Origin of the sequence: Massilia sp. Root335, from assembly GCF_001425685.1 — a bacterium.
GTDB lineage: Bacteria > Pseudomonadota > Gammaproteobacteria > Burkholderiales > Burkholderiaceae_D > Telluria > Telluria luteola.
This window is the reverse complement of the sequence record NZ_LMCY01000048.1, coordinates 249,223-274,112: the sequence shown is the minus strand read 5'-3', so window position 1 is coordinate 274,112 and position 24,890 is coordinate 249,223. Positions and strand designations below refer to the sequence as shown.

Annotated in this window: 20 protein-coding genes; 13 read left to right on the top strand and 7 right to left on the bottom strand. The window is 66.3% G+C overall.

Annotation, left to right across the window (positions count from 1 at the left end):
- The first annotated feature begins 111 nt into the window (after window positions 1-111).
- The 4 genes from ASC93_RS25025 (at window position 112) to ASC93_RS25010 (ending at window position 5,170) form a co-directional block, all read left to right on the top strand.
- On the top strand, window positions 112-2,205 hold the full coding sequence (locus ASC93_RS25025) for a cytochrome c biogenesis protein ResB (protein WP_056449114.1): 2,094 nt from the start codon (window positions 112-114) through the stop codon (window positions 2,203-2,205).
- A gap of 32 nt (window positions 2,206-2,237) precedes the next feature.
- Window positions 2,238-3,413: a c-type cytochrome biogenesis protein CcsB gene (gene ccsB / locus ASC93_RS25020; RefSeq protein WP_056449111.1), complete on the top strand. Its 1,176-nt coding sequence runs from the start codon at window positions 2,238-2,240 to the stop codon at window positions 3,411-3,413.
- 120 nt (window positions 3,414-3,533) lie between these two features.
- On the top strand, window positions 3,534-4,511 hold the full coding sequence (msrP, locus tag ASC93_RS25015) for a protein-methionine-sulfoxide reductase catalytic subunit MsrP (protein ID WP_056449108.1): 978 nt from the start codon (window positions 3,534-3,536) through the stop codon (window positions 4,509-4,511).
- A gap of 11 nt (window positions 4,512-4,522) precedes the next feature.
- Complete coding sequence (locus tag ASC93_RS25010) at window positions 4,523-5,170, top strand: sulfite oxidase heme-binding subunit YedZ (RefSeq protein WP_056449105.1); 648 nt, start codon at window positions 4,523-4,525, stop codon at window positions 5,168-5,170.
- Window positions 5,171-5,441: 271 nt separating this feature from the next.
- Here ASC93_RS25010 and lysA read toward each other — a convergent pair whose 3' ends face one another.
- Window positions 5,442-6,716, bottom strand: a complete 1,275-nt coding sequence (lysA, locus tag ASC93_RS25000) for a diaminopimelate decarboxylase (protein ID WP_056449099.1) — start codon at window positions 6,714-6,716, stop codon at window positions 5,442-5,444.
- An 11-nt stretch (window positions 6,717-6,727) separates the two neighbouring features.
- The gene (locus ASC93_RS24995) at window positions 6,728-7,003 is read right to left on the bottom strand and encodes a lipoprotein (protein ID WP_157202115.1); all 276 of its coding nucleotides are present in this window, start codon (window positions 7,001-7,003) and stop codon (window positions 6,728-6,730) included.
- Window positions 7,004-7,044: 41 nt separating this feature from the next.
- Between ASC93_RS24995 and cyaY the strand changes: the two genes are divergently transcribed.
- Window positions 7,045-7,374 carry an iron donor protein CyaY gene (cyaY, locus tag ASC93_RS24990; protein WP_056449094.1) on the top strand — a complete coding sequence of 110 codons (330 nt, stop codon included), beginning with the start codon at window positions 7,045-7,047 and terminating at the stop codon, window positions 7,372-7,374.
- 114 nt (window positions 7,375-7,488) lie between these two features.
- Here the strand turns inward: cyaY and ASC93_RS24985 are convergent, their stop codons facing one another.
- The gene (locus ASC93_RS24985; protein ID WP_056449091.1) at window positions 7,489-9,840 is read right to left on the bottom strand and encodes a penicillin-binding protein 1A; all 2,352 of its coding nucleotides are present in this window, start codon (window positions 9,838-9,840) and stop codon (window positions 7,489-7,491) included.
- A gap of 324 nt (window positions 9,841-10,164) precedes the next feature.
- On the opposite strand from ASC93_RS24985, the gene ASC93_RS24980 reads away from it, so the two are divergent.
- The 8 genes from ASC93_RS24980 to ASC93_RS24945 all read left to right on the top strand — a co-directional run bounded on the left by ASC93_RS24980 (window position 10,165) and on the right by ASC93_RS24945 (window position 20,083).
- On the top strand, window positions 10,165-11,238 hold the full coding sequence (locus tag ASC93_RS24980; RefSeq protein ID WP_056449088.1) for a pilus assembly protein PilM: 1,074 nt from the start codon (window positions 10,165-10,167) through the stop codon (window positions 11,236-11,238).
- Window positions 11,238-11,873, top strand: coding sequence for a PilN domain-containing protein (locus ASC93_RS24975; protein WP_056449086.1), 636 nt, complete (start codon window positions 11,238-11,240; stop codon window positions 11,871-11,873). Before ASC93_RS24980 ends, ASC93_RS24975 begins: the two co-directional genes overlap by 1 nt.
- Window positions 11,870-12,547: a type 4a pilus biogenesis protein PilO gene (locus tag ASC93_RS24970; protein WP_056449083.1), complete on the top strand. Its 678-nt coding sequence runs from the start codon at window positions 11,870-11,872 to the stop codon at window positions 12,545-12,547. Before ASC93_RS24975 ends, ASC93_RS24970 begins: the two co-directional genes overlap by 4 nt.
- Window positions 12,544-13,083, top strand: a complete 540-nt coding sequence (locus tag ASC93_RS24965; protein WP_056449080.1) for a pilus assembly protein PilP — start codon at window positions 12,544-12,546, stop codon at window positions 13,081-13,083. The genes ASC93_RS24970 and ASC93_RS24965 overlap by 4 nt, the downstream gene beginning before the upstream one ends.
- Window positions 13,080-15,233: a type IV pilus secretin PilQ gene (gene pilQ / locus ASC93_RS24960; protein ID WP_056449077.1), complete on the top strand. Its 2,154-nt coding sequence runs from the start codon at window positions 13,080-13,082 to the stop codon at window positions 15,231-15,233. Before ASC93_RS24965 ends, pilQ begins: the two co-directional genes overlap by 4 nt.
- A 25-nt stretch (window positions 15,234-15,258) precedes the next feature.
- Window positions 15,259-17,217, top strand: coding sequence for an Ig-like domain-containing protein (locus tag ASC93_RS24955; RefSeq protein WP_056449074.1), 1,959 nt, complete (start codon window positions 15,259-15,261; stop codon window positions 17,215-17,217).
- A 74-nt stretch (window positions 17,218-17,291) separates the two neighbouring features.
- On the top strand, window positions 17,292-18,947 hold the full coding sequence (aroKB, locus tag ASC93_RS24950; RefSeq protein WP_157202114.1) for a bifunctional shikimate kinase/3-dehydroquinate synthase AroKB: 1,656 nt from the start codon (window positions 17,292-17,294) through the stop codon (window positions 18,945-18,947).
- Window positions 18,944-20,083 (top strand): deoxyguanosinetriphosphate triphosphohydrolase, encoded by a 1,140-nt coding sequence (locus ASC93_RS24945; protein ID WP_056449072.1) that lies wholly within the window; start codon window positions 18,944-18,946, stop codon window positions 20,081-20,083. Before aroKB ends, ASC93_RS24945 begins: the two co-directional genes overlap by 4 nt.
- Window positions 20,084-20,258: 175 nt before the next feature.
- Here the strand turns inward: ASC93_RS24945 and ASC93_RS24940 are convergent, their stop codons facing one another.
- The 4 genes from ASC93_RS24940 to mutM form a co-directional block, all read right to left on the bottom strand.
- Window positions 20,259-20,627, bottom strand: a complete 369-nt coding sequence (locus ASC93_RS24940; protein ID WP_056449069.1) for a VOC family protein — start codon at window positions 20,625-20,627, stop codon at window positions 20,259-20,261.
- Between the two features lie 315 nt (window positions 20,628-20,942).
- Window positions 20,943-22,052 carry an A/G-specific adenine glycosylase gene (gene mutY / locus ASC93_RS24935; RefSeq protein WP_056449065.1) on the bottom strand — a complete coding sequence of 370 codons (1,110 nt, stop codon included), beginning with the start codon at window positions 22,050-22,052 and terminating at the stop codon, window positions 20,943-20,945.
- An 18-nt stretch (window positions 22,053-22,070) separates the two neighbouring features.
- Window positions 22,071-23,993 carry a dynamin family protein gene (locus tag ASC93_RS24930; protein ID WP_056449062.1) on the bottom strand — a complete coding sequence of 641 codons (1,923 nt, stop codon included), beginning with the start codon at window positions 23,991-23,993 and terminating at the stop codon, window positions 22,071-22,073.
- Window positions 23,994-24,024: 31 nt separating this feature from the next.
- Entirely contained in the window at window positions 24,025-24,858 is an 834-nt protein-coding gene (mutM, locus tag ASC93_RS24925; RefSeq protein WP_056449059.1) for a bifunctional DNA-formamidopyrimidine glycosylase/DNA-(apurinic or apyrimidinic site) lyase, read from the bottom strand.
- Window positions 24,859-24,890 lie beyond the last annotated feature (32 nt).

Below are 24,890 nucleotides of genomic sequence, written 5' to 3'. Positions count from 1 at the left end.
TAATCGGCCTAAACTAAAACAACCGGCGGAAACAACAGGGAAGGGCGACCGTGCAAGCGGGGCGCCCTTTTGTTGTATCCTCGTTGAATGTTGTATCTAGAGTGAAAGTCGATGAGCACCACCGGAATTGAACTGAAAACGCGCCGGCGCGGCCTGGCCGAAGCGGTCGAATTGATGTCCTCGATGCGTTTCGCGATCACCTTGCTGGTGATGATCGCGATCGCCGCCATCATCGGCACCATCATGCAGCAGGACCGGGCGATGCCCGATTACGTGAACCAGTTCGGCCCGTTCTGGTTCGAGGTGTTCCGCAAGATCGGCCTGTACACGGTCTATTCGGCCTGGTGGTTCCTGCTGATCCTCGGTTTCCTGATCGTCTCGACGAGCCTGTGCATCGCGCGCAATGCGCCGAAATTCCTGCGCGACATGCGCAGCTGGCGCGATGCCGTGCGCGAGGAATCGCTGCGCAACTTCCACCATCGGACCGAATGGACGGCGCCGCTGGCCATGGTCCCGCTGGCCCAGCAGACGGCGTCCCGCCTCGTCGACGCCGGCTACCGGACGAAGATGGTCGACAAGCCGGGCGGCGTGCTCGTCGCCGCAAAAAAAGGGGCCGCCAACAAGTTCGGCTATATCTTCGCGCACACGGCCATCATCGTGATCCTGCTGGGCGGCCTGCTCGATTCGAACCTGCCCATCCGTTTCCAGGAATGGTTCATGGGGAAGACGCCATATGCCGGCACGGGCCTGATCTCGGCCATCGCGCCGCAGCACCGCCTCGGCCTCGGCAACCCCACGTTCCGCGGCAACACCATGATTCCGGAAGGCCAGGCCAGCGACACGGCACTCCTGCAGCAGGCCGACGGCGTGCTCGTGCAAGACCTGCCGTTCACGATCGAACTGAAAAAATTCATCATCGACTTCTACACGACGGGCATGCCCAAGCTGTTCGCCAGCGAAGTCGTGATCCGCGACCACGAGACGGGCAAGACGTTCCCCGCCACCATCAAGGTCAACCAGCCGCTGATCTACCGCGGCGTCGCCGTCTACCAGTCCAGCTTCGACGATGGCGGCAGCAAGCTCAAGTTGACGGGCTGGCCGATGACGGGCACGGGCGACAAATCGTTCGCCATCGACGGCGAAGTCGGCACCTCGACCGAACTGAAGCAGGGCGCCGACACGTACGCCGTCGAGTGGTCGGGCTTCCGGCCGTTCAACGTCGAGAACACGAGCCAGAACAACGATGCCCGCGCCGTCGCGAAAGGTAAGAGTTTCGAGGAACAGTTTGCCCAGACCTTGTCCCAGCACACGGGCTCGGCCGCCAAGAACGCCGGCAACAAGGAATTAAAAAATGTCGGGCCCAGCGTCCAATACAAATTGCGCGACAAGACCGGACAGGCGCGCGAATTCCTGAACTACATGCAGCCCGTGACGCTGGAAGGCCATGAGGTGTTCCTGGCCGGCGTGCGGGCCAATCCGTCCGACCCGTTCAGCTTCATGCGCATCCCGGCCGACGACGAGCACGGCGTGCGCGAATGGATGCGCCTGCGGGCCGCGCTGGCCGATCCGGCGCTGCGCGCGGAAGCCGCGCGCCGCTACGCCGCGCGCGCGCTGCCGCCGGGCGATGCGAGCGGGACCCTCGCCACGCAGTTGCAGGAATCGGCCGCCAAGACGCTGGCGATCTTTGCCGGCGACGGCAACCAGGGCGGCTATCTCGCCGTGTCGAAATTCCTCGAACGCATCCCCGCCGCCGAGCAGGAAAAGGCCGCGACCGTATTCATGAAGATGCTCAACGGCGCAATGTGGGAGCTGTGGCAGGCTGCGCGTGCGCGCGACGGCGCGGCGCCCGTGACGCCGACCGAGACCCATGGCCGCTTCCTGCAACAGGCGACGAATGCGCTGTCCGACAGCTTTTTCTATGGCGCGCCCGTGTTCCTGGCGCTGGACGATTTCAAGGAGATCAAGGCCTCCGTGCTGCAGGTGACGCGTTCGCCGGGCAAGAAAGTGGTGTATGTCGGCTGCCTGCTGCTGGTGCTGGGCATTTTCTCGATGTTTTATATCCGCGAGCGCCGCGTCTGGGTGTGGGTGAAGCCGGCGCCGGACGGCGGCACGCACGCGCTGATGGCGATGAGCACGCAACGCAAGACCCTCGATTTCGAGCGCGAATTCGACGACCTGAAGAACAAATTGCCGCAATCGGCGTAAGCTTCGAAAAGCAAGCAACAAAGGAGACATCCATGGACATTCCATCGCAATCGCATGCCGGCGTGCCGGACCGCGGCGCGTACACCCGGCCCCCCGGCTTCTTCAAGCGCCTGACGGCCGTCGACTGGCTGTTCGGCGCCGCCCTGCTGGCCGCCGCGCTGTTCGCGCTGCAGCGCTTCGGCGCCTACATGGACGTCTACGAGCGGGCGATCCTCGTGCTGGCAGCGCCCGTGTTCGCCTTCGTCGGCTGGACCTTCAAGCCGGTGCGCTGGCTGATGCCCCTCGTGGCCCTGCTGGCGCTGTGGGCCGTGCAGCTGTACGGCGGCTCGCTCGACGCCGCCAACCAGAAATTCTTCCTCAAGTACATGCTCTCGAGCCAGTCCGCGATCCTGTGGATGAGCGCGATGTTCGTGTTCTCGACCGCGTTTTACTGGCTCGGCCTGCTCACGCGTTCGCCGTTCGGCGGCAGCGTCGGCTCCAAGCTGTGCTGGGCCGCCGTCGTGCTCGGGTTCACGGGCATGATGGTGCGCTGGTACGAGTCCTACCTGATCGGCGCGGACGTCGGGCACATCCCCGTGTCGAACCTGTACGAAGTGTTCATCCTGTTCTCGATGATCACGGCGCTGTTCTACCTGTACTACGAACAGCGCTATAAAACGCGCCAGCTGGGGCCGTTCGTGCTGCTCGTGATCTCGGCCGCCGTCGGCTTCCTGCTGTGGTACACGGTGGCGCGCGACGCCGCCGAGATCCAGCCGCTCGTGCCCGCGCTGCAAAGCTGGTGGATGAAGATCCACGTGCCCGCCAACTTCATCGGCTACGGCACGTTCTCGCTCGCGGCGATGGTCGGCGCGGCCTACCTGCTGAAGTCGCACGGCATCTTCGCCGACCGCCTGCCGGCGCTGGAAGTGCTGGACGACGTGATGTACAAGGCCATCTCCGTCGGCTTCGCGTTCTTCACCGTCGCCACCATCCTGGGCGCGCTGTGGGCGGCCGAGGCGTGGGGCGGCTACTGGTCGTGGGACCCGAAAGAGACGTGGGCGCTGATCGTCTGGCTGAACTACGCGGCCTGGCTGCACATGCGCCTGATGTCCGGCCTGCGCGGCCGCGCGGCGGCGTGGTGGGCCCTCATCGGCCTGGTCGTGACGACGTTCGCCTTCCTGGGCGTGAACATGTTCCTGTCCGGGTTGCACTCGTACGGCAAGCTGTAATATGTCCGTTTATGTCGGTAGGCGGCATTTGGTAACAAATGCCCGCCTGGACGACCCGGGGGCGGCAGATGGTGTAACGTTGATATGTCGCGCGAAACACTATTTACTGCCGGAGCCGCCATGTTGATCAGAAAAAATCCGAACGGCATCGATTTGCCGTTCCCGTCCGAAATCACGCCGCGCGAGGTCTACGAAGGCCGGCGCGCCTTCCTCGCCAGGGTCGCGGCGACGGCCGTGGCCGGCTCCTCGCTGTGGGAAATGGCCAATCGCGAAGCCTTCGCGCAAGGCACCGTGCAAAAGCTGCCGGCCACGCGCAATCCCGCGTTTTCGACGAACGAGAAGCAGACGCCGTTCGAGGACGCCACCCACTACAATAATTTCTACGAGTTCGGTACCGACAAGGCCGACCCGGCCGCCAATGCGCACACCTTGCGCACCCGGCCGTGGACCGTGCAGATCGAAGGCGAGGTGAAAAAGCCGATGACGCTCGACCTCGACCGCCTGGTCAAGCTGGCCCCGCTGGAAGAGCGCATCTACCGCTTGCGCTGCGTCGAGGGCTGGTCGATGGTGATCCCGTGGGTCGGCTATTCGCTGGCCAGCCTCATCCGGCAGGTCGAGCCGACCGGCAACGCCAAGTACATCGAATTCACGAGCCTGGCCGACCGCAGCCAGATGCCGGGCGTGAAGAGCCGCGTGCTCGAGTGGCCGTACATCGAAGGCCTGCGCATGGACGAAGCCATGCATCCGCTCGCGCTGCTCACGGTCGGCATGTACGGGCAGGTGCTGCCGAACCAGAACGGCGCGCCGGTGCGCATCGTCGTGCCATGGAAATACGGCTTCAAGTCAGCCAAATCCATCGTCAAGATCCGTTTTACGCGCGACCAGCCGCGCACGGCGTGGAACGGCATCGCGCCCGAGGAATACGGGTTTTATTCGAACGTGAATCCGAACGTCGACCATCCGCGCTGGTCGCAGGCGTCGGAGCGGCGCATCGGCGAAGGCGGGTTGTTCACGCCCAAGCGCAAGACGCTGATGTTCAACGGCTATAACGAGGTCGCCTCGCTGTACACGGGCATGGACCTCAAGAAGTATTTCTGAGCGGGCCGGCCATGGCGTTCAATCCGACCCCCAGGCAGTTCAAGGCCCTGAAGGCTGTCCTGTTCTTGCTGGCGCTGCTGCCGTTCCTGCGCATGGCGTGGCTGACCGCGACCGGCGTGCCCGTCGATCCCGTCGAGTTCCTCACGCACGGCAGCGGCGACTGGGCCCTGTACCTGCTGTGCGCCACGCTCGCCGTCACGCCGCTGCGGCGCCTGACGGGCTGGAACTGGCTCGTCCGCCTGCGGCGCATGGTCGGCCTCTACACGTTCTTCTACGCGTTCATGCATTTCACCACCTTCCTGTGGTTCGACCATTTCTTCGACGTGGCCGCCATGTGGAAGGACGTGCTCAAGCGGCCGTTCATCACGGTGGGCTTCGCCGCCTTCGTGCTGCTCATCCCGCTGGCCGCGACGAGCACGAACGCCATGATCAAACGCCTGGGCCGCAACTGGGCCCGGCTGCACAAGCTGATCTACCTGATCGCGCCGCTGGCGATCCTGCACTACTGGTGGATGAAGGCGGGCAAGCACAACTTCGAGCAGCCCATCGTCTGGGGCAGCGTCGTCGCCGTGCTCCTGCTGCTGCGCGTGTGGTGGAGCGTGGGCCGCACCTCCGCCCGCGCCGAAAAACGTCCTGCGCCTGCATCCGTGCGATCGTGACCGGAGACCCTGATGCATACTGCCTGACATGAAGTGGCCCCTTGCGCTGGTAATCGTCGTGGTCCTGGCCCTCGTGCTCGTTTTCGGCATGGGGCGGCCGCGCTATGGGGTGCTCGAACGGTGTCTCGACCTCGGCGGCCGGTGGAATGACCAGGCGGCCGCGTGTGCGGCGCAGATGTGGCCGGATGACCGGTCGAGGGGGAGGGAATGAACCTGGAAACTTGGGTCCCCGCCTTCGCGGGGACGACGTTTTCACGCAGCGGAGAAGCGGTTATTTGACGATGGTTTCGAGCGCGAACAGGTCCGCCGGATTTTCGCGGCGACGGATGACATGCACCTGGTCGCCATCGACGAGCACCTCGGCCGCACGCCCGCGCGTGTTGTAGTTCGAGGCCATCGTGAACCCGTACGCGCCGGCCGCCATCATGGCCAGCACATCGCCCGGCTCGACGGCCAGGTCGCGGTCGCGGGCCAGCCAGTCGCCCGACTCGCACACGGGGCCGACGAGGTCGTACGTGACGGCCGCGCCGTCACGCTGCACGACCGGCTTGACGTCCATCCAGGCCTGGTACAGGGTCGGGCGCGCCATGTCGTTCATGGCGGCGTCGACGACGCAGAAATTCTTTTCCTCGCCCGGCTTGAGGAACTCGACGGCCATCAGCAGCACGCCCGTATTGCCCACGATGGAACGGCCCGGCTCGAAGATCACCTTGAGCGGACGGCCGCCGTGCTTCTCGGCGCGCCAGGCGTCCACGCGCGCGAACACGCGCTCGACGTAGTGGGCGATCGGCACCGGCGACGACTCGCCCGTGCCGTAGTCGATGCCGAGACCGCCGCCCACGTCCAGGTGGTGGATGTGGATGCCTTCGCTCGCCAGCGTGTCGATCAGTTCGATCAGCTTGTCCAGCGCTTCCAGCAGCGGGGCGTCGTCCAGCAGTTGCGAGCCGATGTGGCAGTCGATGCCGACGACGTCCAGGTGCGGCAGCTGCGCGGCCGTGCGGTAGGTTGCCAGCGCGTCCGAGAACGCGACGCCGAACTTGCTGGCCTTGAGGCCGGTCGCGATGTACGGGTGGGTCTTGGCGTCGACGTTCGGGTTCACGCGCAGCGAGACGGGCGCGCGCTTGCCCATGCGGCCGGCGACTTCGTTGATGCGGTGCAGTTCCGGAATCGACTCGACGTTGAAGCACAGGATGCCCTTCTCGAGCGCCAGCGCGATCTCGGCCGCGGTCTTGCCGACGCCCGAAAAGATCACCTTGCCCGGGTCGCCGCCGGCGGCGATCACGCGCAGCAGTTCGCCGCCCGACACGATGTCGAAGCCGGCGCCTTGCCGCGCCAGCAGGTCGAGGATGGCCAGGTTGGAGTTGGCCTTCATCGCATAGCAGACCAGCGCATCGCGGCCCGCGCACGGGCGCGCGTAGCCGGCGAAGTTTTCCAGCAGCTGGGCTTTCGAATAGACGTAGGTCGGGGTGCCGTGTTCGGTGGCGATGGCGGACAGGGGAACGCGTTCGGCGTACAGGACGCCGTCTTGATAAGTGAAGTGAGACATGGAATCGGTGCTTACTGTTGGGTGGCCGGCGGGGGCTGGTTGGGCGCCTCGGTATTGTTCGCGTTCGAGCCGGCGGCGGGGACCGTCACGCCGGCGGCGGGGGCCGGGGGCGAGATCTGGATGGCCGGCGTGGCCGTGTTCTTGGTGGTGCCGGTCGCGGCCGCGTTGGTGTTCGCGGCGGGGATCCGGGCGGGCGGTTTCGGCATGGTGAGCGGGCCGGTCTGGCCGCAGGCCGACAGCGCCATCAGGGTCGCCAGGCTTGTCAGGAGCGCAAATGGGGACTTCACGTTTAGAATCACGGTTTGATTAGCAGACCTTGGAGTGTAGCATGACCGAATCCGAATTTTTGGCCCTGGCCGAGTCCACCCTGAACGAGATCGAACAGGCGTTCGACCGCCTGTTCGAGCAGGACGTGGTCGACGTCGAGTGCAAGCGCAGCGGCAACGTCCTCGAGATCGAGTTCGTCGACAACGGCTCGAAGATCATCGTCAACAGCCAGGCGCCGCTGCAGGAAATGTGGATCGCGGCGCGGGCCGGCGGTTTCCATTACAAGCGCGTGGGCGACGAGTGGCGCAATACGCGCAACGACACGGAGTTCTTCACGTCGTTGTCCGATTTCGCCACGGAGCAGGGCGGGGCGCCCGTCAAATTGCGTTGAATTCCTCGGCGTGCGCATGGTGGGCACGGGGTGCCCACCCTACGGCCGGTGGGCGGCCCCGCCCACGCGTAACGCCGGCACGACCGTAACGCCGGCACGACGCGGCGTCGGAAATTAAAACAACTCGTTGCGCACCGCGTCGCGCGATTTCTGCTCGGACGCCGGCTGCGCCGGCCCGACGTCGACCGACTGCACCCCCGTGCCCGGCGGGTTCTCGGCGTAATAGTACTCCTCGCCGTACTGCACGAGGCCCGGCGGCACCGGGCGCTCGACCACCGGCTCGTTCTTGAGCGCCTTCTGCATGAAGCCGATCCAGATCGGCAGCGCCAGGCCGCCGCCGGTCTCGCGGTTGCCCAGGTTGCGCGGCTGGTCGTAGCCGATCCACGCGATGCCCACCAGGTGCGGCTGGTAGCCGGCGAACCAGGCGTCGATCGAATCGTTCGTCGTACCCGTCTTGCCCGCGATGTCCGGGCGCTTCAGGATCTGCTGCGCCTTGGCCGCCGTGCCGTAGCGGGCCACGTCCTTGAGCATGCTGTCCATCAGCCACGCGTTGCGCTCGTCGATGACGCGGTTGGCGTCGACGCCGGCGCGGTCCGGACGCGCTTCCGACAGCACCTTGCCGTCCGCATCCGTCACCTTGGAGATGATGTAGGGGCTGATGCGGTAGCCGCCGTTGGCGAACACGGAATAGGCGCCGGCCATCTGCAGCGGCGTCGTCGCGCCCGCGCCCAGCGCCAGGGTCAAATAAGGCGGGTTCTTGTCCGGGTCGAAGCCGAAGCGGGTCGCGTATTCCTGGCCGTAGCGGGCGCCGATCTTGTTCAGGATCCGGATCGAGATCATGTTCTTCGACTTGGTCAGGCCGCGCCGCATCGTCATCGGGCCTTCGTACTTGTTGTCGTAGTTCTTCGGTTCCCACGCCTGGCCGCCCGTCGATCCGGCGTCGAACGAGATCGGCGCGTCGTTGATGACGGTCGCGGGCGAGAAGCCGCGTTCCAGCGATGCCGAATAGATGAACGGCTTGAACGAGGACCCCGGCTGGCGCCAGGCCTGCGTGACGTGGTTGAACTTGCTGCGGTTGAAGTCGAAGCCGCCGACCAGCGCGCGGATCGCGCCGTCGTCCGGATTGACCGCGATGAAGGCGGACTCCACTTCCGGCAGCTGCGTGATGTTCCACGCCGAGCCGCCGTCCTGCGTCACGCGGATGACGGCGCCGCGGCGCACGCGCCGGGTCTCGGCCGCCTTGGGCGACAGCCAGTCCTTGGCGAACGCCAGGCCCGGACCCGCGATCGTGATGTCCTCGCCCGACGCCAGCACGGCCTTCACCTGCGTGGGCGAGGCCGACAGCACGACGGCGGCGACGATGTCGTCCGAATCCGGATGCTCGGCCAGTTCCGCCTCGATGGCTTCGTCGGCTTCTCCCTTGGCGGACGGGATCTCGATGTATTTTTCCGGGCCGCGGTACGGGTGGCGGCGCTCGTAGTCCATCACGCCGCGGCGCAGCGCCAGGTAGGCGGCGTCCTGGTCGGCCTTGGTGATCGTCGTGAACACGTTCAGGCCGCGCGTATAGGTGTCTTCCTTGAACTGTTCGTAGACCAGCTGGCGCGCCATCTCGGCCACGTATTCGGCGTGCACGCCGAATGCCGTGCTGTCCGTCTTGATCTTGAGTTCCTCGTTCTTCGCCTGTTCGAACTGGGCGTCCGTGATGTAGTGCAGGTCGTGCATGCGCACCAGGATGTACTGCTGGCGCACGCGCGCGCGCTTGGGATTGACGACCGGGTTGTAGGCCGACGGCGCCTTCGGCAGGCCGGCCAGCATCGCCGCCTCCGCGATCGAGATGTCTTTCAGGTCCTTGCCGAAGTAGATCTGCGCGGCCGACGAGAAACCGAACGCGCGCTGGCCCAGGTAGATCTGGTTCATGTACACCTCGAGGATCTGGTCCTTGGTGAGGTTCTTTTCGATCTTGTAGGCCAGCAGGGCCTCGTAGGCCTTGCGCTTGAGGGTCTGTTCGGAGGACAGGAAGAAGTTGCGCGCCACCTGCTGGGTGATGGTCGAGGCGCCCTGGCGCGCGCCGCCGGTGGCGTTGTGGATGGCCGCGCGCAGGATGCCCCAGTAGTCCACGCCGCCGTGTTCGTAGAAGCGGTCGTCCTCGATCGCGAGCACGGCCTTCTTCATCACGTCTGGAATCTCCTTGAAGTGGACGAGGGTGCGGCGCTCCTCGCCGAATTCGCCGATCAGCACGTTGTCGGCCGTGAAGATCCGCAGCGGCATCTTGGGCCGGTAGTCGGTGAGCGTGTCGAGCGCGGGGAGGTTCGGATAGGCCATCGCCAGCGCGAACACGACCACCAGCACGCCGCAGACGGCCAGGCCCGCAAGGGTGGCGAGGATGGTCAGGAGGATGCGCTTGGGAGTGTGCTTGGGCGAAGAAGACTGCGGCGCGGGGCTGCCCCCGTTTTGGGATGCTTTCATGCGGGATGTGGGGTCGCTTTATTGATCCAGTTCATTATAAGGCAGGGGCGTTTTTGAGGCACTGATAGACAAGCGAACAACAGGTGTGGAAGCGGTGACAATATTGATCGATATCAGGGAGTAACGAAGTGTCGCTTTCCTGCTTCGCCTGGATATGTTCCCGTGTAGAAATTTCTTGTCCTTGCACATCAGTATTGCTACGATTCAATGCAGTGCCTGATATATCCGCACTATATCCATGATTTTTCAATAGTTCCCCACGCGGGCGTTCAAAGCCGTTCCGACATTTCAGGAACGCAGAAGTAGCAGAGAGGGAGTGCGCTCGTGATCAGTCTAGGTTCCTTGTTCGGACAGAAGAGCCCGCCATTGGTCGGACTCGACATCAGTACGTCCGGCGTGCGCCTGGTCGAGTTGTCCGATGGCGGCAAGGGCGAATTGCGGCTCGAACGCCATGCGGCCGAACCGCTGCCGCGCGGCGCCGTCGTCGACGGCAACATCGAGAATATCGAAGCGGTGTCGGACGCGGTGCGCCGCGTCGTGCAGAAGAGCGGCACGCGCATCAAGCACGTGGCGCTCGGCATGCCGCCAGCCGCCGTCATCACCAAGAAAATCATCCTGCCGGCCGGCCTGCCGGAAGACCAGCTCGAAGTGCAGGTCGAGTCCGAGGCCAGCCAGTATATCCCGTTCGCGCTGGACGAGGTCAGCCTCGACTTCGACGTGATCGGGCCGGCCGGCAACTCGCCCGAGGACATGGAAGTGATGCTGGCCGCCGCGCGCCGCGAAAAGGTCGAGGACCGCGTCGCCATCGCCGAAGCGGCGGGGCTGACGGCCACCGTGATGGACATCGAATCGTATGCAGCGCGCGCCGCGCTGCAGCGCCTGCTCGACGGCGACAACGGCCCGAAGGACCGCATCGTCGCGCTGTTCCAGATCGGCGCCCAGGCCACCCACGTCTCGGTGCTGCAGAACGGCGAGACCGTCTACGAACGCGAGCAGCCGTTCGGCGGCGTGCAGCTGACCCAGGACATCGTGCGCGCCTACGGCCTCTCGTTCGAGGAAGCGGAAACGCGCAAGAAGGCCGGCGACCTGCCGGACAATTATCGCGCCGACCTGCTGGCGCCCTGGCTGGAGAACGCCGCGCTGGAAGTCACGCGCGCGATCCAGTTCTTCTACACGTCGACGCCGTACACGCGCATCGACCAGATCTGCCTCGCGGGCGGCAGCGCCCAGCTGGCCGGCCTGCCCGACATCATCGCCGGCCGTACGCGCATCGCGACTTCCGTCGTGGCGCCGTTCCACGGCATGCAGCTTGGCGCCAGCGTGCGCGAGCAGCAGCTGCGCAACGACGCACCCGGCTATCTCGTCGCCTGCGGCCTGGCGTTGCGGAGGTTCGGCTGATGATCCGCATTAACCTGCTCCCGCACCGGGAAGCGAAGCGCAAGCAGAAGCAGGCCGCGTTCGCCGCGCTGCTGGCCCTGGGCGGCGTCGCCGGCGCCGCGCTCGTGCTGCTCGTGGGCGGCTACAACGCGAGCCGCATCGCGGTCCACAACGAACGCAATCTGGTGCTCAAGAACGCCAACGCGGACCTGGACAAGAAGATCAGCAAGATCGCCAGCCTGAAGTCCGAGATCGAGGGCCTGAAGGCGCGCCAGCAGGCCGTCGAGGACCTGCAGGGCGACCGCAACCAGCCCGTCTACCTGCTCGACGAACTGGTGCGCCAGACGCCGGACGGCGTGTACCTCAAGGGCTTCAAGCAGGACGGCCAGCGCGTGATGCTGAACGGTTATGCGCAGTCGCAGGAGCGCGTGGCGGAATTGCTGCGCAACCTGTCCGGCAACTCGCCGTGGCTCGAGCGCCCGGACCTGACCGAGGTGCGCGCCGCCACGCTCGCGCAGAGCAAGACCGGACGCAAGGTCGTCGAATTCACGTTGAACGTCGCGATCAAGCGCGCCCGCCAGAACGACGACGACGGCAAGCCGGCCGCCGCGAAAAAGGGCGCGAACGCCGCAACCACGGCAGGCACCAAGTCATGAACATCGATCTGAAACAGTCTTTCGCCGACCTGGCGGCCCAGTTCGAGGGCCTGCAGGGACGCCATCCGGGCCTGTGGCCGCTGGCGCCGCGCCTGTTGTGCGCGGCCGGCGTGATGGCGGCCGTCATGGGCCTCGGCTACTTCTTTTACTGGAGCGGCCAGTTCGAGGAACAGGATGCACTCGCCGCGCAGGAACTCAAGCTGCGTGACGACTACAAGATCAAGATGGCGCAGGCCATCAACCTGGACGCGCTGGAGGCCCAGCAGCAGCAGGTGAACCTCTACGTCGAGCGCCTGGAAAAGCAGTTGCCGAGCAAGGCCGAGATGGCGGCGCTGCTGTCCGACATCAACCAGGCCGGCATCGGGCGCGGCCTGCAGTTCGAGCTGTTCAAGCCGGGCCAGGTCGTCGTCAAGGATTACTATGCCGAGCTGCCGATCGACATCAAGGTCACGGGCCACTACCACGACATCGGCGAGTTCGCGGCCGACATGGCCAAGATGCCGCGCATCGTCACCCTGAACAACCTGGCCCTCACGGCCGGCAAGGACGGCACGCTGTCGCTGGACGCCATCGCCAAGACCTTCCGCTACCTCGACCAGGATGAACTGGACGCGCAGGCGAAGGCGCGCAAGAGCAAGAAGAACGGCAAGGACGGCAAGGGGAGCAAGGCATGAGCGCGCGCATCGTGATGGGGATGGCGCTGGCGTCCGCGCTGCTGGCCGGCTGCGGCGATTCCGACGTGCGCGAGGTGCGCGACTGGATGGAACAGGTGAAGCACGACACCCATCCGACCGTGAAGCCGCTGGCCGCCCCCAAGGATTTCCTGCCCTACGCCTATGGCGCGAAGGACGCCGTCGACCCGTTCGATCCGAACAAGCTGCTGGGCGAACTGGCCCGCACCGCGGCGACCTCGAACAACCCGAACCAGCCGGACCTGCAGCGGCCGCGCGAGCTGCTGGAGACCTTCCCGCTCGACACCATGCAGATGGTCGGCACGATGGAAAAGGGCGGCACCCGCTACGCACTGCTGCAGGTGGACCGCTCGCTGTATCAGGTGAAGACGGGCCAGCGCATCGGCCAGAATTTCGGCGTCGTCACGCACGTGGGCGAGGACGCCATCGACATCCGTGAAGTGGTGCAGGACGCCGCCGGAGAATGGTCCGGCCGCGTGACGAAGCTGGAGCTGCAAACCAAGGAGAACCATAAATGACCCGATTCCTTTCCGTCGCCGGCGGACTGCTGCTGGCGCTGGCCGCGGCGGGCGCCTGGGCCCAGGACAACGCGATCGAGTCGATCAGCGCCAATCAGCAGGGCGGCAACGTCGTCATCAAAGTGGCCATGAAGGAGGCGCCGAAGCAGCCGCCGATCGGCTTCTCGATCACCAATCCGGCCCGCATCGCCCTCGATTTCGGCGCCACCGCCAACGCCACCGGCAAGAACGCCCAGGACATCAACCTCGGCGACGTGCGCAGCGTGAACGTCGTGCAGGCGGGCGCGCGCACGCGCCTCGTGCTGAACCTCAAGCGCGTGCTGAACTATGCCGCCGCCGTCGACGGCAAGGACGTCATCGTCACCGTCGAAGGCTCGGGCGCGCCCGCGCGTGCCGTCGATGCGTCCGGCCAGCCGGCCGTCGCACCGGCCGCCGCGCCGGTGGCATCCCAGCTGTTGCGCGACCTCGATTTCCGCCGCGGCAGTAACGGCGAAGGCCGCATCGTCGTCGACCTGCCGAACGGCCAGGTCGCCGTCGACGTGCGCCAGGTTGGCGCGCAGATCCTGGTCGACTTCCTCAAGACCGGCGTGCCGCCCTCGCTGCGCCGCCGCCTGGACGTGACGGACTTCGGCACGCCCGTGTCGCGCATCACGACCACGCCGCAGGGAGAGAACACGCACATGGTCGTGGACACCCAGGGCAACTGGGAGCAGAGCGTCTACCAGAGCGACACCCAGCTCGTCATCGACGTCAAGCCCGTGAAGGAAGACCCGAACCGACCGGCCGGCGGCGCCGGCGGCACCGGCTACCGGGGCGAGAAGCTGTCGTTCAACTTCCAGAACGTCGAGGTGCGCCAGGCGTTGCAGGCGATCGCCGACATCTCGGGCCTGAACATCATCACGAGCGACTCCGTCACCGGCAACCTCACGCTGCGCCTGAAGGACGTGCCGTGGGACCAGGCGCTCGACGTCGTCCTGCAGGCCAAGGGCCTGGACATGCGCAAGAACGGCAACGTGCTGTGGATCGCGCCCAAGGAAGAACTGCTGACCAAGGAAAAGCTGGAGCTCGAACAGCGCGCCCAGATCTCCGAACTGGAGCCGCTGCATTCCGAGATCTTCCAGCTGAACTACCAGAAGGCGGAAGCGTTCCGCACCGTGTTCGGCCTGGACCAGGGCGGCGGCGCGAGCAGCGACGGCGGCGGCAAGAACCGCGTGCTGTCCAAGCGCGGCAGCGCCATCATCGATCCGCGCACGAACCAGCTGTTCGTGACCGACATCGCGTCCAAGATCGAGGACATCCGCAAACTGATCCAGAAGACGGACGTCGCGACCAAGCAGGTGCTCGTCGAAGCGCGCCTCGTGGAAGCCAACGACGGTTTCTCGCGCAACCTCGGCGCCAAGCTCGGTTTCGCCGACCTGCGCAACCTGCGCGGCGGCGATTCGGGCTACCAGGTCAGCGGCAACCAGCGCGTGGCGATCGGCGGCAACCTGACGGGCGTGGGCCAGATCACGGGCCAGACCCCGGACAAGGGCGACGGCTATACCAACAGCACGCTGGTCAATCTGCCGGCGTCCGGCATCAACGGCGTGACGGCGCCGACGATCGCGTTCTCGCTGTTCTCCTCGGCCGCGAACCGCTTCCTCAACCTGGAACTGTCGGCGCTGGAAGCGGACGGCAAGGGCAAGATCATCTCCAGCCCGCGCGTCGTCACCGAAGACAACGTCCCGGCCATCATCGAGCAGGGCGTCGAGCTGCCGTACCAGCAGGCCACCAGCAGCGGCGCCACGTCGGTCACGTTCAAGAAGGCGAACCTCAAGCTGGAAGTCACGCCGCAGATCACGCCGGACGGCAACGTCGTGCTGGACGTGGACGTCGCCAAGGATTCGAAGGGCGAGTCGACCACGGCGGGCTTCGCCATCAACACCCAGCACGTGAAGACGAAGGTGATGGTCGAGAACGGCGGCACGGTGGTGCTGGGCGGTATCTACCAGATGACCGAGACCCACAACGACAGCAAGGTGCCGCTGTTCGGCGACATCCCCGTCGTGGGCAACCTGTTCAAGTCGACGTCGCGCGAGAACACCAAGACCGAGCTGCTCGTCTTCATCACGCCGAAGATCGTGGCCGAGCGCCTGCAGAACGGCCATTGACAGAACCATCCATAACAGCAAACACATGAAGAATTTCACGACTGAATCCGCGGCGCGCCACGGCGTGCGCGCGGCCGGCCTGATGATGGCCATGGTGCTGACCGCGTGCGGCGGCGGCGGCGGCAATCCCGGGACGGTGAGCGGCGGTACGGGCTCCGGCAGCACGGGCACGGGCACCGGCACCGGCACCACCGCGACCGCGGCGCCGACCGTCACGCTGGGCTTCACGAATGCCGCAGGGGCCTCGTCCACCGCGCTCACCGGCGCCACGCCGCTGACCGTCAAGGCCACCGTGCTGGACGCCAGCAAGAAGCCGGTCCCGAACGCGATCGTGACCTTCGCCACCGACAATGCGCTGGCCGTGTTCTCGCCGACCGCCGGCACCGCGCTCACCGACGTCAACGGCGTCGCGAGCATCTCCATGCGCGCCGCCAGCCTGGCCGCCGGCGGCGCGGGCACCGTGACCGCCACGTCGAACGTGGCCGGCACGACTGCGACCGGCACCGCCAACTACTCGGTCGGCGCCACGACGCTGACCTTCGGCACCCTGAGCGCCAGCCCCGCCGCCATCCAGGCCTATGGCTCGACCGTGCTGTCCGTCGACGTGCTGAACGGATCGAGCAAGTACACGGACCAGCAGGTCAACGTCAGCTTCAGCTCCGCCTGCGTCACGGCCGGCAAGGCGACGCTGGCCGCGACCGTGCCGACCAATAACGGCACCGTCCAGACGGTGTATCGCGACAAGGGCTGCGCCAACAACGATACGATCACCGTGTCGGCGGCCGGCGTCGCCAAGTCGGCATCGGCCACGCTGACGATCGCCCCGCCGGCCGCCGCGTCCGTGCAGTTCGTCGGCGCGTCGCCCACGAACCAGTCGATCGTGATCCAGGGCCAGGGCGGCAACGGCCGCACCGAGACGGCCACGCTGACCTTCAAGGTCGTCGACATCTTCGGCAACCCGCTCGCCGGCAAGCTGGTGAACTTCACCACGGCGTCGACGTCCGTCAAGATCAACAAGGCGAGCGATACGACCGACGCCACCGGCCAGGTCGTGACGACCGTGAATTCGGGCAGCGTGCCCACGTCGTTCCGCGTCCAGGCCACGCTTCCGGGCACGGCCACCAACGGCGGCGCCGACATCTCCACCTTGTCCGACTCGATCGTCGTGACGACGGGCCTGCCGGTGCAGCGCGCGTTCTCGCTGAGCTCCGGCTCGTTCAACGTCGAGGGCTGGACCCTGGACAATCCGTCGGCCACGAACGTGCAGGTGATGCTGGCCGACGCCTTCGGCAACCCGGTCCCGGACGGCACGCCGGTCGTGTTCCAGACGAATATGGGCGCCATCGGCTCGTCCGACAAGGGCGGCTGCAATACCGTCAACGGCGTGTGCTCGGTTGCGTTCCGCACGCAGGCGCCGCGGGCGGCGACGCCGGGCCTGCCGGCCACGCCGTGCAATGCCGCGACCCCGGACGCGACCCGCCCCGGCCTGGCCACGATCTGCGCCAGCTCGACGGACGGCACCAACACCGTGTTCGACAGGACGGCCATCTTCTTCAGCGGCAGCAGCGTGAAGTACGTGTACATGGACGGCAGCGCGACGCCGCTGGACCTGACCAAGCCCGTCGACCTCGGCAGCATCAGCGGCAGCGCGACCAAGGTGTTTGCGCTGCAGCTGAACGACCTCAACAACAACCCGATGCCGGCCGGTTCCAAGGTCGAGATCACGAGCATGCTCAACGGCAATGCCGCCCCGGTGATGCCCGGCACCGTGCCGAATATCGCGCCGCATTCGAACGTCAACGTGGACGATCCGACCGGGATGACGGTCGGCGCCGACCCGCAGGGCTCCACGCACGTGTTCAGTATTTCGAGCACGAATCCGACCCAATGCTCGCCGGCCCAGGCCTCGTTCAACGTGTCGGTTACCACGCCTTCTGGCTTGGCGACCATTATTCCGTTTAAACTGTCGTTCACCTGCCCGTAAGTTTTCTTAGGGGATGCCCGATTGCAACAGAACGGCCAGGGCATACCTGGCCGTTTTTATTTGAACTCGTACACGTGTCTGACTGTAAGAACAACAACATCTTCCTCGTCGGCCTGATGGGAGCCGGCAAGACCACCATCGGCCGGCTGCTGGCGCGGCGCCTGGACCTGACCTTCATCGATTCCGACCACGAGATCGAGGCGCGCACCGGCGCCACGATTCCGTGGATCTTCGAGATCGAAGGGGAGGCCAGCTTCCGCCGCCGCGAAGCCGACGTGATCCGCGAGTTGACGTCCCAGAACGGCATCGTGCTGGCCACCGGCGGCGGCGCCGTGCTGAACCCGGCCAGCCGCGCGCTGCTGGCCGAGCGGGGCACCGTGATCTACCTGCGCGCCAGCGTGTCCAGCATCCTGCAGCGCACGGCGCACGACAAGAACCGTCCGCTGCTGCAGACGGCCGACCCGCGCCGCAAGCTGGAAGACCTGACCGAGCAACGCGAGCCGCTGTACCGCGAGATCGCCGACATCGTCATCGATACGGGCCGACCTAACGTACAATCGATGGTTCAGACAATTCTGGACCAGATCGCGGAGACCGCTTCCGCGGACGCACGGTCCAAGGCAAAACCGACAATGAACGAACAGACATGCATTTCCCTTAACGTCGAGCTGGGCGACCGCAGCTATCCGATCGCGATCGGACGCGGCCTGCTGGACGATTCCTCCCTTTTACAGCGCCACATCGGCGGCAGCGGCAAGGTGGCCATCGTCACCAACACGACCGTCGCCCCGCTGTACCTGGAAAAGGTCGCCGCGCCGCTGCGCGCGGCCGGGCGCGAGGTCGTGTCCATCATCCTGCGCGACGGCGAGGAGTACAAGAACTGGGAGAGCCTGAACGAGGTGTTCGACGCGCTGCTCGCGAATAAATGCGACCGCAAGACGACGCTCGTCGCGCTGGGCGGCGGCGTGATCGGCGACATGACCGGCTTCGCCGCCGCCACCTACATGCGCGGCGTGCCGTTCGTGCAGATCCCGACGACGCTGCTCGCGCAGGTCGATTCGTCCGTGGGCGGCAAGACCGGCATCAACCACCCGCTGGGCAAGAACATGATCGGCGCGTTCTACCAGCCGCGCGCCGTCATCGCCGACACCGCGACGCTCGACACGCTGCCCGCGCGCGAACTGTCGGCCGGCCTGGCGGAAGTCATCAAGCACGGCGCCATCCTCGACGCCGGCTTCTTCGACTGGATCGAGGCGAACATCGCCAAGCTGATGGCACGCGATCACGCGGCCCTCGCGCACGCGATCGCGCGCTCGTGCGAGATCAAGTCGGACGTCGTCGCGCGCGACGAGCGCGAAGGCGGCCTGCGCGCGGTGCTGAATTTCGGCCACACCTTCGGCCACGCGATCGAGTCCGGCCTGGGCTATGGCGAATGGCTGCACGGCGAGGCCGTCGGCTGCGGCATGGTGATGGCGGCCGACCTGTCGCGCCGCCTGGGCCTGATCGACGCCGCCGCGCTCGAGCGCGTGCGCGCGCTGGTGCAGGCGGCCGGGCTGCCCGTGGTGGCGCCGGACCTGGGCGTCGAGCGCTGGATCGAGCTGATGGAAGTCGACAAGAAGAACGAGGGCGGCGCCATCAAGTTCATCCTCCTGAAACCGCTGGGCAGCCCGAGCATCACGAACGCGCCGCGCGATCTGCTGGATGCCACCTTGAGGGCGTGCACGTCATGATCGACTTCGACGCCCACCTGGCTCCTTACGCGGCGCAGTCGTCGAAGAGCCGTGGGCGTCGCCACCCGGAAGCCGCGCCGGGCTCGCGCAGCGAGTTCCAGCGCGACCGCGACCGCATCATCCACTCGACCGCGTTCCGCCGGCTCGAATATAAAACCCAGGTCTTCCTCAACCACGAGGGCGACCTGTTCCGCACCCGCCTCACGCACTCGATCGAAGTGGCCCAGATCGCGCGCACGCTGGCGCGCAGCCTGCGCCTGAACGAGGACCTCGTCGAAGCGACGGCCCTCGCGCACGATCTCGGCCACACGCCGTTCGGCCACGTCGGCCAGGACGTGCTGAACGACTGCATGAAGGACTACGGCGGCTTCGAGCACAACCTGCAAAGCCTGCGCGTCGTCGATCACCTGGAAGAGCACTATGGCGCCTTCGACGGCCTGAACCTGACGTTCGAGACGCGCGAAGGCATCCTGAAACACTGCTCGCTGGCGAACGCGCGCCAGCTGGGAGAACTCGGCCAGCGCTTCATCGACAGGACGCAACCGAGCCTGGAAGCGCAGCTGACGAACCTCGCCGACGAAATCGCCTACAACAACCACGACATCGACGACGGCCTGCGTTCCGGCCTGTTGACGATGAAGCAGATGGAAGAGGTGGACCTGTTTGCGCGCCTGCACCGCGAGGTCGTGCGGCAGTACCCGGGCCTGCCGGGCCGGCGCGAGCTGTACGAGACGATCCGCCTGATGATCACGGCGATGACGGCCGACCTGGCCGCGACGTCGGCCGAACTTCTGGCGGACGCCGCGCCGCAGAGCATCGAGGACGTGCGCGCGGGGCCGCCGCTGATCCGTTTTTCGCAGGCGATGCGCGCGGAGACGACGGCCCTGAAACGCTTCCTGCACGCGAACCTGTACCGCCACTACCAGGTGAATCGCATGCGCGTGAAGGCGAGCCGCGTCGTGCACGAGCTGTTCGATGCCTTCATGACCGACCCGGTGCTGCTGCCGCCGGATTACCAGGCGGCCTCAGGCGACACGATCAAGCAGGCACGCAAGATCGCCGATTACATCGCCGGGATGACGGACCGGTATGCGATCAAGGAACACCGGCGCATCTATTCGCTCGATACGTTCTGAACATACGTCACTCGGTAGCTTCTGAACATCCGTCAGTCGATACCTTCAGAGCATACGTCGTTCCCGCGCAGGCGGGAATCCAATTTCGAAGCGGTGCCGCTCCGCAAACTTGGGCCCCCGCCTGCACGGGGGCGACGGTGGGTGGTGCCTTGGGCCCCGCCTGCGCGGGCGACGTTCACTCGCTGCGCGCGAACACGCGCAGGCGGTGCCCATCCGGATCGGCGGCCGTGAACGTATAACCGAAATCCATCCGCGTCGGCGCCTGCAGGATGCGCAGCCCGGTCTCGCGCCATTTATCGTGCAGCGCATCGACCTCGGCATCGTCCCCGACACGGAACGCGAGCTCGCTGCCGCTGCCGTGGAAGTCGGCGGCCGGTTCGGCGGCGGACTTCGCCCACAGGCCCAGGATGCGCCCGTTTTCCAGCATGAACAGCACAAAGGTGGGCGACGCTTCGATGTGCTGGGTGTCCAGCAGCGTGGCGTACAGGCGTGCGCTCGCGTGCGGATCGGCGACGTAGAGGACGGTGTAGGTTGGGGTCAGCATGGTGGTTCTCCTTGGCTGGTTGACAGTGCGGCCAGTGTAGGGAGCTCCCGTGTCAATTCCTGTCAGTAGCCGACAATTCGGGGTCAGAGCCCGGTTTTGGGCAATTTCCAAAAATCGCGACAATTCGGGGTCAGAGCCTAATGCCGTTAAGTTAAGGCCCAAAAGACCGCTCCGACTAACATCTGAGTGGCCTTTTCAAGGGCTTCGCGCGGACCTTACCGGTCCTAAACTGGCTGAAATCACGCTTAACTTAACGGCATTAGGGTCAGAGCCCGGTTTTGGGCAATTTCCAAAAATCGGGCTCTGACCCCGGTGTTAGCTGAACAGCGACGGCGCTGCCAGTTGTCCCAGCAGCTTCTTGATCGGTGCCGGCAGCGGCGCGTCGGCGCTGGTCGCGAGGTCCCACCACACGTGGCCGGCCGGCGTGGCGCCGCGCGCGTTCAGGCCGACGCGGTACGGCTGGATGTGCAGGCGGTAGTGGGTAAAGCCGTGCACCAGCGGCAGCAGCGGTTCCACGTCGGCGACGTTGCCGAATTCGCCGGCGGCGCCGGCGAGCGTCGTCGGTGGCACGTCGTCCGCTTCATCCAGCGCCACGTGGCCGTCGTATTCGGGCAATGACAACAAGCCGCCCCAGATGCCGGAGTCCGGCCGTTGCTGCAGCAGCACCTGGCCGTTGTCGACGATGGCCAGCATCAGCGCGCGCCGTTCCGGCGTCGCCTTTTTCGGCTTCGGCACGGGCAGCACGGACGTGCGGTCGGTCGCAAACGCCACGCAGCGCGCCTGCAGCGGACAGCGGCCGCAATCCGGCTTGCCGCGCGTGCACAGCGTGGCGCCCAGGTCCATCAGGCCCTGCGTATAGGCTTCGATGCCGTCGCCTTCCGGCAGCAGGGCATCGGCGCGGCGCCACAGCGCGTCTTCCACCGGCTTGATGCCGGGGTATTCGTCGATGCCGAACACGCGCGCGAACACGCGCTTCACGTTGCCGTCGAGGATCGCGGCGCGCGCGCCGCTGGAGAATGCGGCGATGGCGGCGGCGGTCGAGCGGCCGATGCCGGGCAGGTCGGCCAGCAGCGCCGGGTCGCTCGGGAACACGCCGCCGTAGTCCGCGACGATGCGCCTGGCGCATGCGTGCAGGTTGCGCGCCCGCGTGTAGTAACCGAGGCCGCTCCAGTGGGCCATCACGTCTTCCGACGGCGCCGCCGCGAGGTCGTGCACGGTCGGGAAGCGCTCCAGGAAGCGCGCGTAATACCCCAGCACCGCCGTCACCTGCGTCTGCTGCAGCATGATTTCGGAGAGCCAGATGCGGTAGGCGTCGCGCGTGTTTTGCCAGGGCAGGGCGTGGCGGCCATGGGCGCGCTGCCAGTCGATGACGGCGCGCGCAAAGCTGGGGTCGGACAGGGTTTCGGTGTCGGTGCTGCGTTTCATGAAGTGGATGATCTGCCGTCAGGCGGCTTGCAGTTCGGGCAGGTCGGCGCGCAGCGCATCGGCAACCCGATCGGACAGACTCGCCAGCCGCGCCTTGACCTGCTCCAGGTCGTGTTGGGCCGCCTCGAAGGCGGCGATTTTCTGTTCCAGGCTTTCGGTGGCGTCCAGGATGCGCTGGATCGATGCCTGGCGGTGGCGCAGCTGGTCGCGGTGCTGGCGGATCTGCGCTTCGACCGGCGCATTGACCACTTTCAGCCATGCCTCCACGTCGCCGTTCGCCTCGCGGAACGCGAATTTTACACGCGACGCGATGGAATCGAAAAAGCGTTCGAGCAGCGTGCCGCGGCTCGTGATGAGCAGGGCCGCGGTGCCGAACTGCTTGAGGTAGATGGCTTCGATCGCGTCGATCTCGCGGCGGTAGCGTTCCAGCGACAGCGTGGCAGGCAGCGCCAGCGCGAGACCGTGCTCGGTCGAGAAGCGGCGCACCATCGACTCCATCATCGCGGCGATCTCGGCGATCTTGCCGGCGGCCGCATCCAGGCTGGCGCGCACCTGCTCGAAGAACACGCGCACCGGCGCGCGCATGCCGGTGGAAAAGCGCGCGGCTTCCATCGCGGCGCGCACGGCGTCGACGTGGTCCTGCACGACGTCCATGCCGATGCTGGAGTACAGCTCCGTCGACAAGGTCGTGAACACGGCGCGCGTGCCCTGCAGCTTGAACAGGCTGGCGTCGAATTCCTTCTTTTCCATCTCGACGCGGCGCATCATGTGGGTGATCACGCCCTGGTTCTTGCCGCGCAGGCCTTGCAGTTCCTGCAGCTGCTCGACGAGGTCGCGCCCGCGCGCGGCGAGCAGCGCGGCCTGGGCGCCCGTCAGGGCCGCGAGGTCGTCCTGCAGCTGGCGGCGCAGGATGTCCTGGCGCGCCGGGATCAGTTCGTGGAACAGCGCCGATTCCAGCGCGCCCACGCGGCTCTTTTCGAACAGCGCGAGGTCGCCCGTGATCTTGCCCACGAGGGCCTTCTGCGCGGAGACCGGGAATACCTGCGCGTCGGCCACGCCCAGCAGGCGCGCCGCGTCGTGCCGCTGGCGCGCGATGGCGGCGTCGTTGTCCTGCGCGCTGCGCAGTTCGTCCCACAGCGCGTCGATCTTGTTCAGCACGACGATGCGGCCCGGACCGGCGTTGATGTGCGTGCGCCAGACGTCGATGTCGCTCTTCGTGACGCCCGTCTCGGCGGCCAGGATGAACAGCACGGCGTGCGCGTTCGGGATCAGGTTCAGGGTCAGCTCGGGTTCCGTGCCGATCGCGTTCAGGCCCGGCGTGTCGAGGATCACGAGGCCTTGCTGCAGCAGCGGATGCGGCACGTTGATCAGCGCGTGGCGCCAGCGCGGGATCTCGACGAGGCCGTCGGCGCCCAGCGTGGCGGCGAGGTCGGGGTCGTCGGGATCGTACAGGCCGTAGCGCTGGGCATCGGCGGGGCTGACGCGGCGCGTCAGGCTCACCTGCAAGAAGCTCTCGTGCATGCGCTCGGGCGCGGACAGGTCCAGCGGCAGCGCGGTCCAGGCGCCCGGCACGTCGCGATAATCGCCCGTCGCCAGGCGCTCGGCGCGGGTCTCGATGGGCAGCAGGCGGATGCAGGGCGCCAGCGCGGGGTCCCAGGCGAATTCGGTCGGACACATCGTCGTGCGGCCGGGACTCGACGGCACGATGCGCTGGCCGTAGTCGGCAAAGAAGATGGCGTTGATCAGCTCGGATTTGCCGCGCGAGAATTCGGCCACGAACGCGACCGACAGCCGGGCGTCGCGCAGCCGCGCGAGTGCGCGCGCGACGCGCTGTTCCGCCGCCCCGTCCAGCAGCTCGGCCGCCCGGGCCCAGCCGCGATATTGTTCCAGCGCCTGGGCGACCTGCGCGCGCCAGTCGGCATACTGTTGTAGATCCTGCATAGTGGTGCGTCCCGTCGCCTCGTCGATGACCTTACCGTTGACAGACCGCGCAATAGAACGTGGACCGCTGGCCCTGCTTGATCTGGCGGACCGGCGTGCCACAGTTGCGGCAAGGCACTCCTGCACGATCATAGACGAAATATGTCTGCTGGAAGTAGCCCGACTGACCATTTACGGCAATAAAGTCACGCAGCGTGCTGCCGCCCTGCACGATGGCGGCCGCGAGGATGTCGCGGATGGCTTCGGCCAGCTTGTCGTAGCGGGCCCGACTGATCTTGCCGGCCGCCGTCTTCGGGTTGATGCCGGCACGGAACAGGCTTTCGCAGGCGTAGATATTGCCGACGCCCACGACGATGTCGCCGGCCAGCAGTACCTGCTTGACCGGTGCGCTGCGCTTGCGCGTGGCCCGGTGCAGCAGGGCGCCGGAAAACTTGTCTTCGAGCGGTTCGACGCCCAGGCCGCGCAACAGCACGTGCTGTTCCAGCTCGCCGTCGTCGTGACCATGCCAGAGCACGGCGCCGAAGCGGCGCGGATCGTGCAGGCGCAGCACGCGACGGCCGCCCAAGCCGCGCACGACGAGGTCGAAGTGGTCGTGCTTTTTCAGTTCGACGCCTTCCGGCAGCACGCGCAGGTGGCCGGACATGCCCAGGTGGACGATCAGCGTGCCATGCTCGAAATTCAACAGCAAATACTTGCCGCGCCGGCCCGTGCCGAGGATGCGGCGGCCCACGAGCAACTCGCGCAGATTCGGGGGAAACGGCCAGCGCAGGCCTTCGCGGCGCAGCACGACGTCTTCGACGACGCGGTCGTCCAGGTGAGGTGCAACCCCGCGTCGTGTGACTTCGACTTCTGGTAATTCAGGCATGAATGATTAACAACGTGAGAGGAATGTAAATT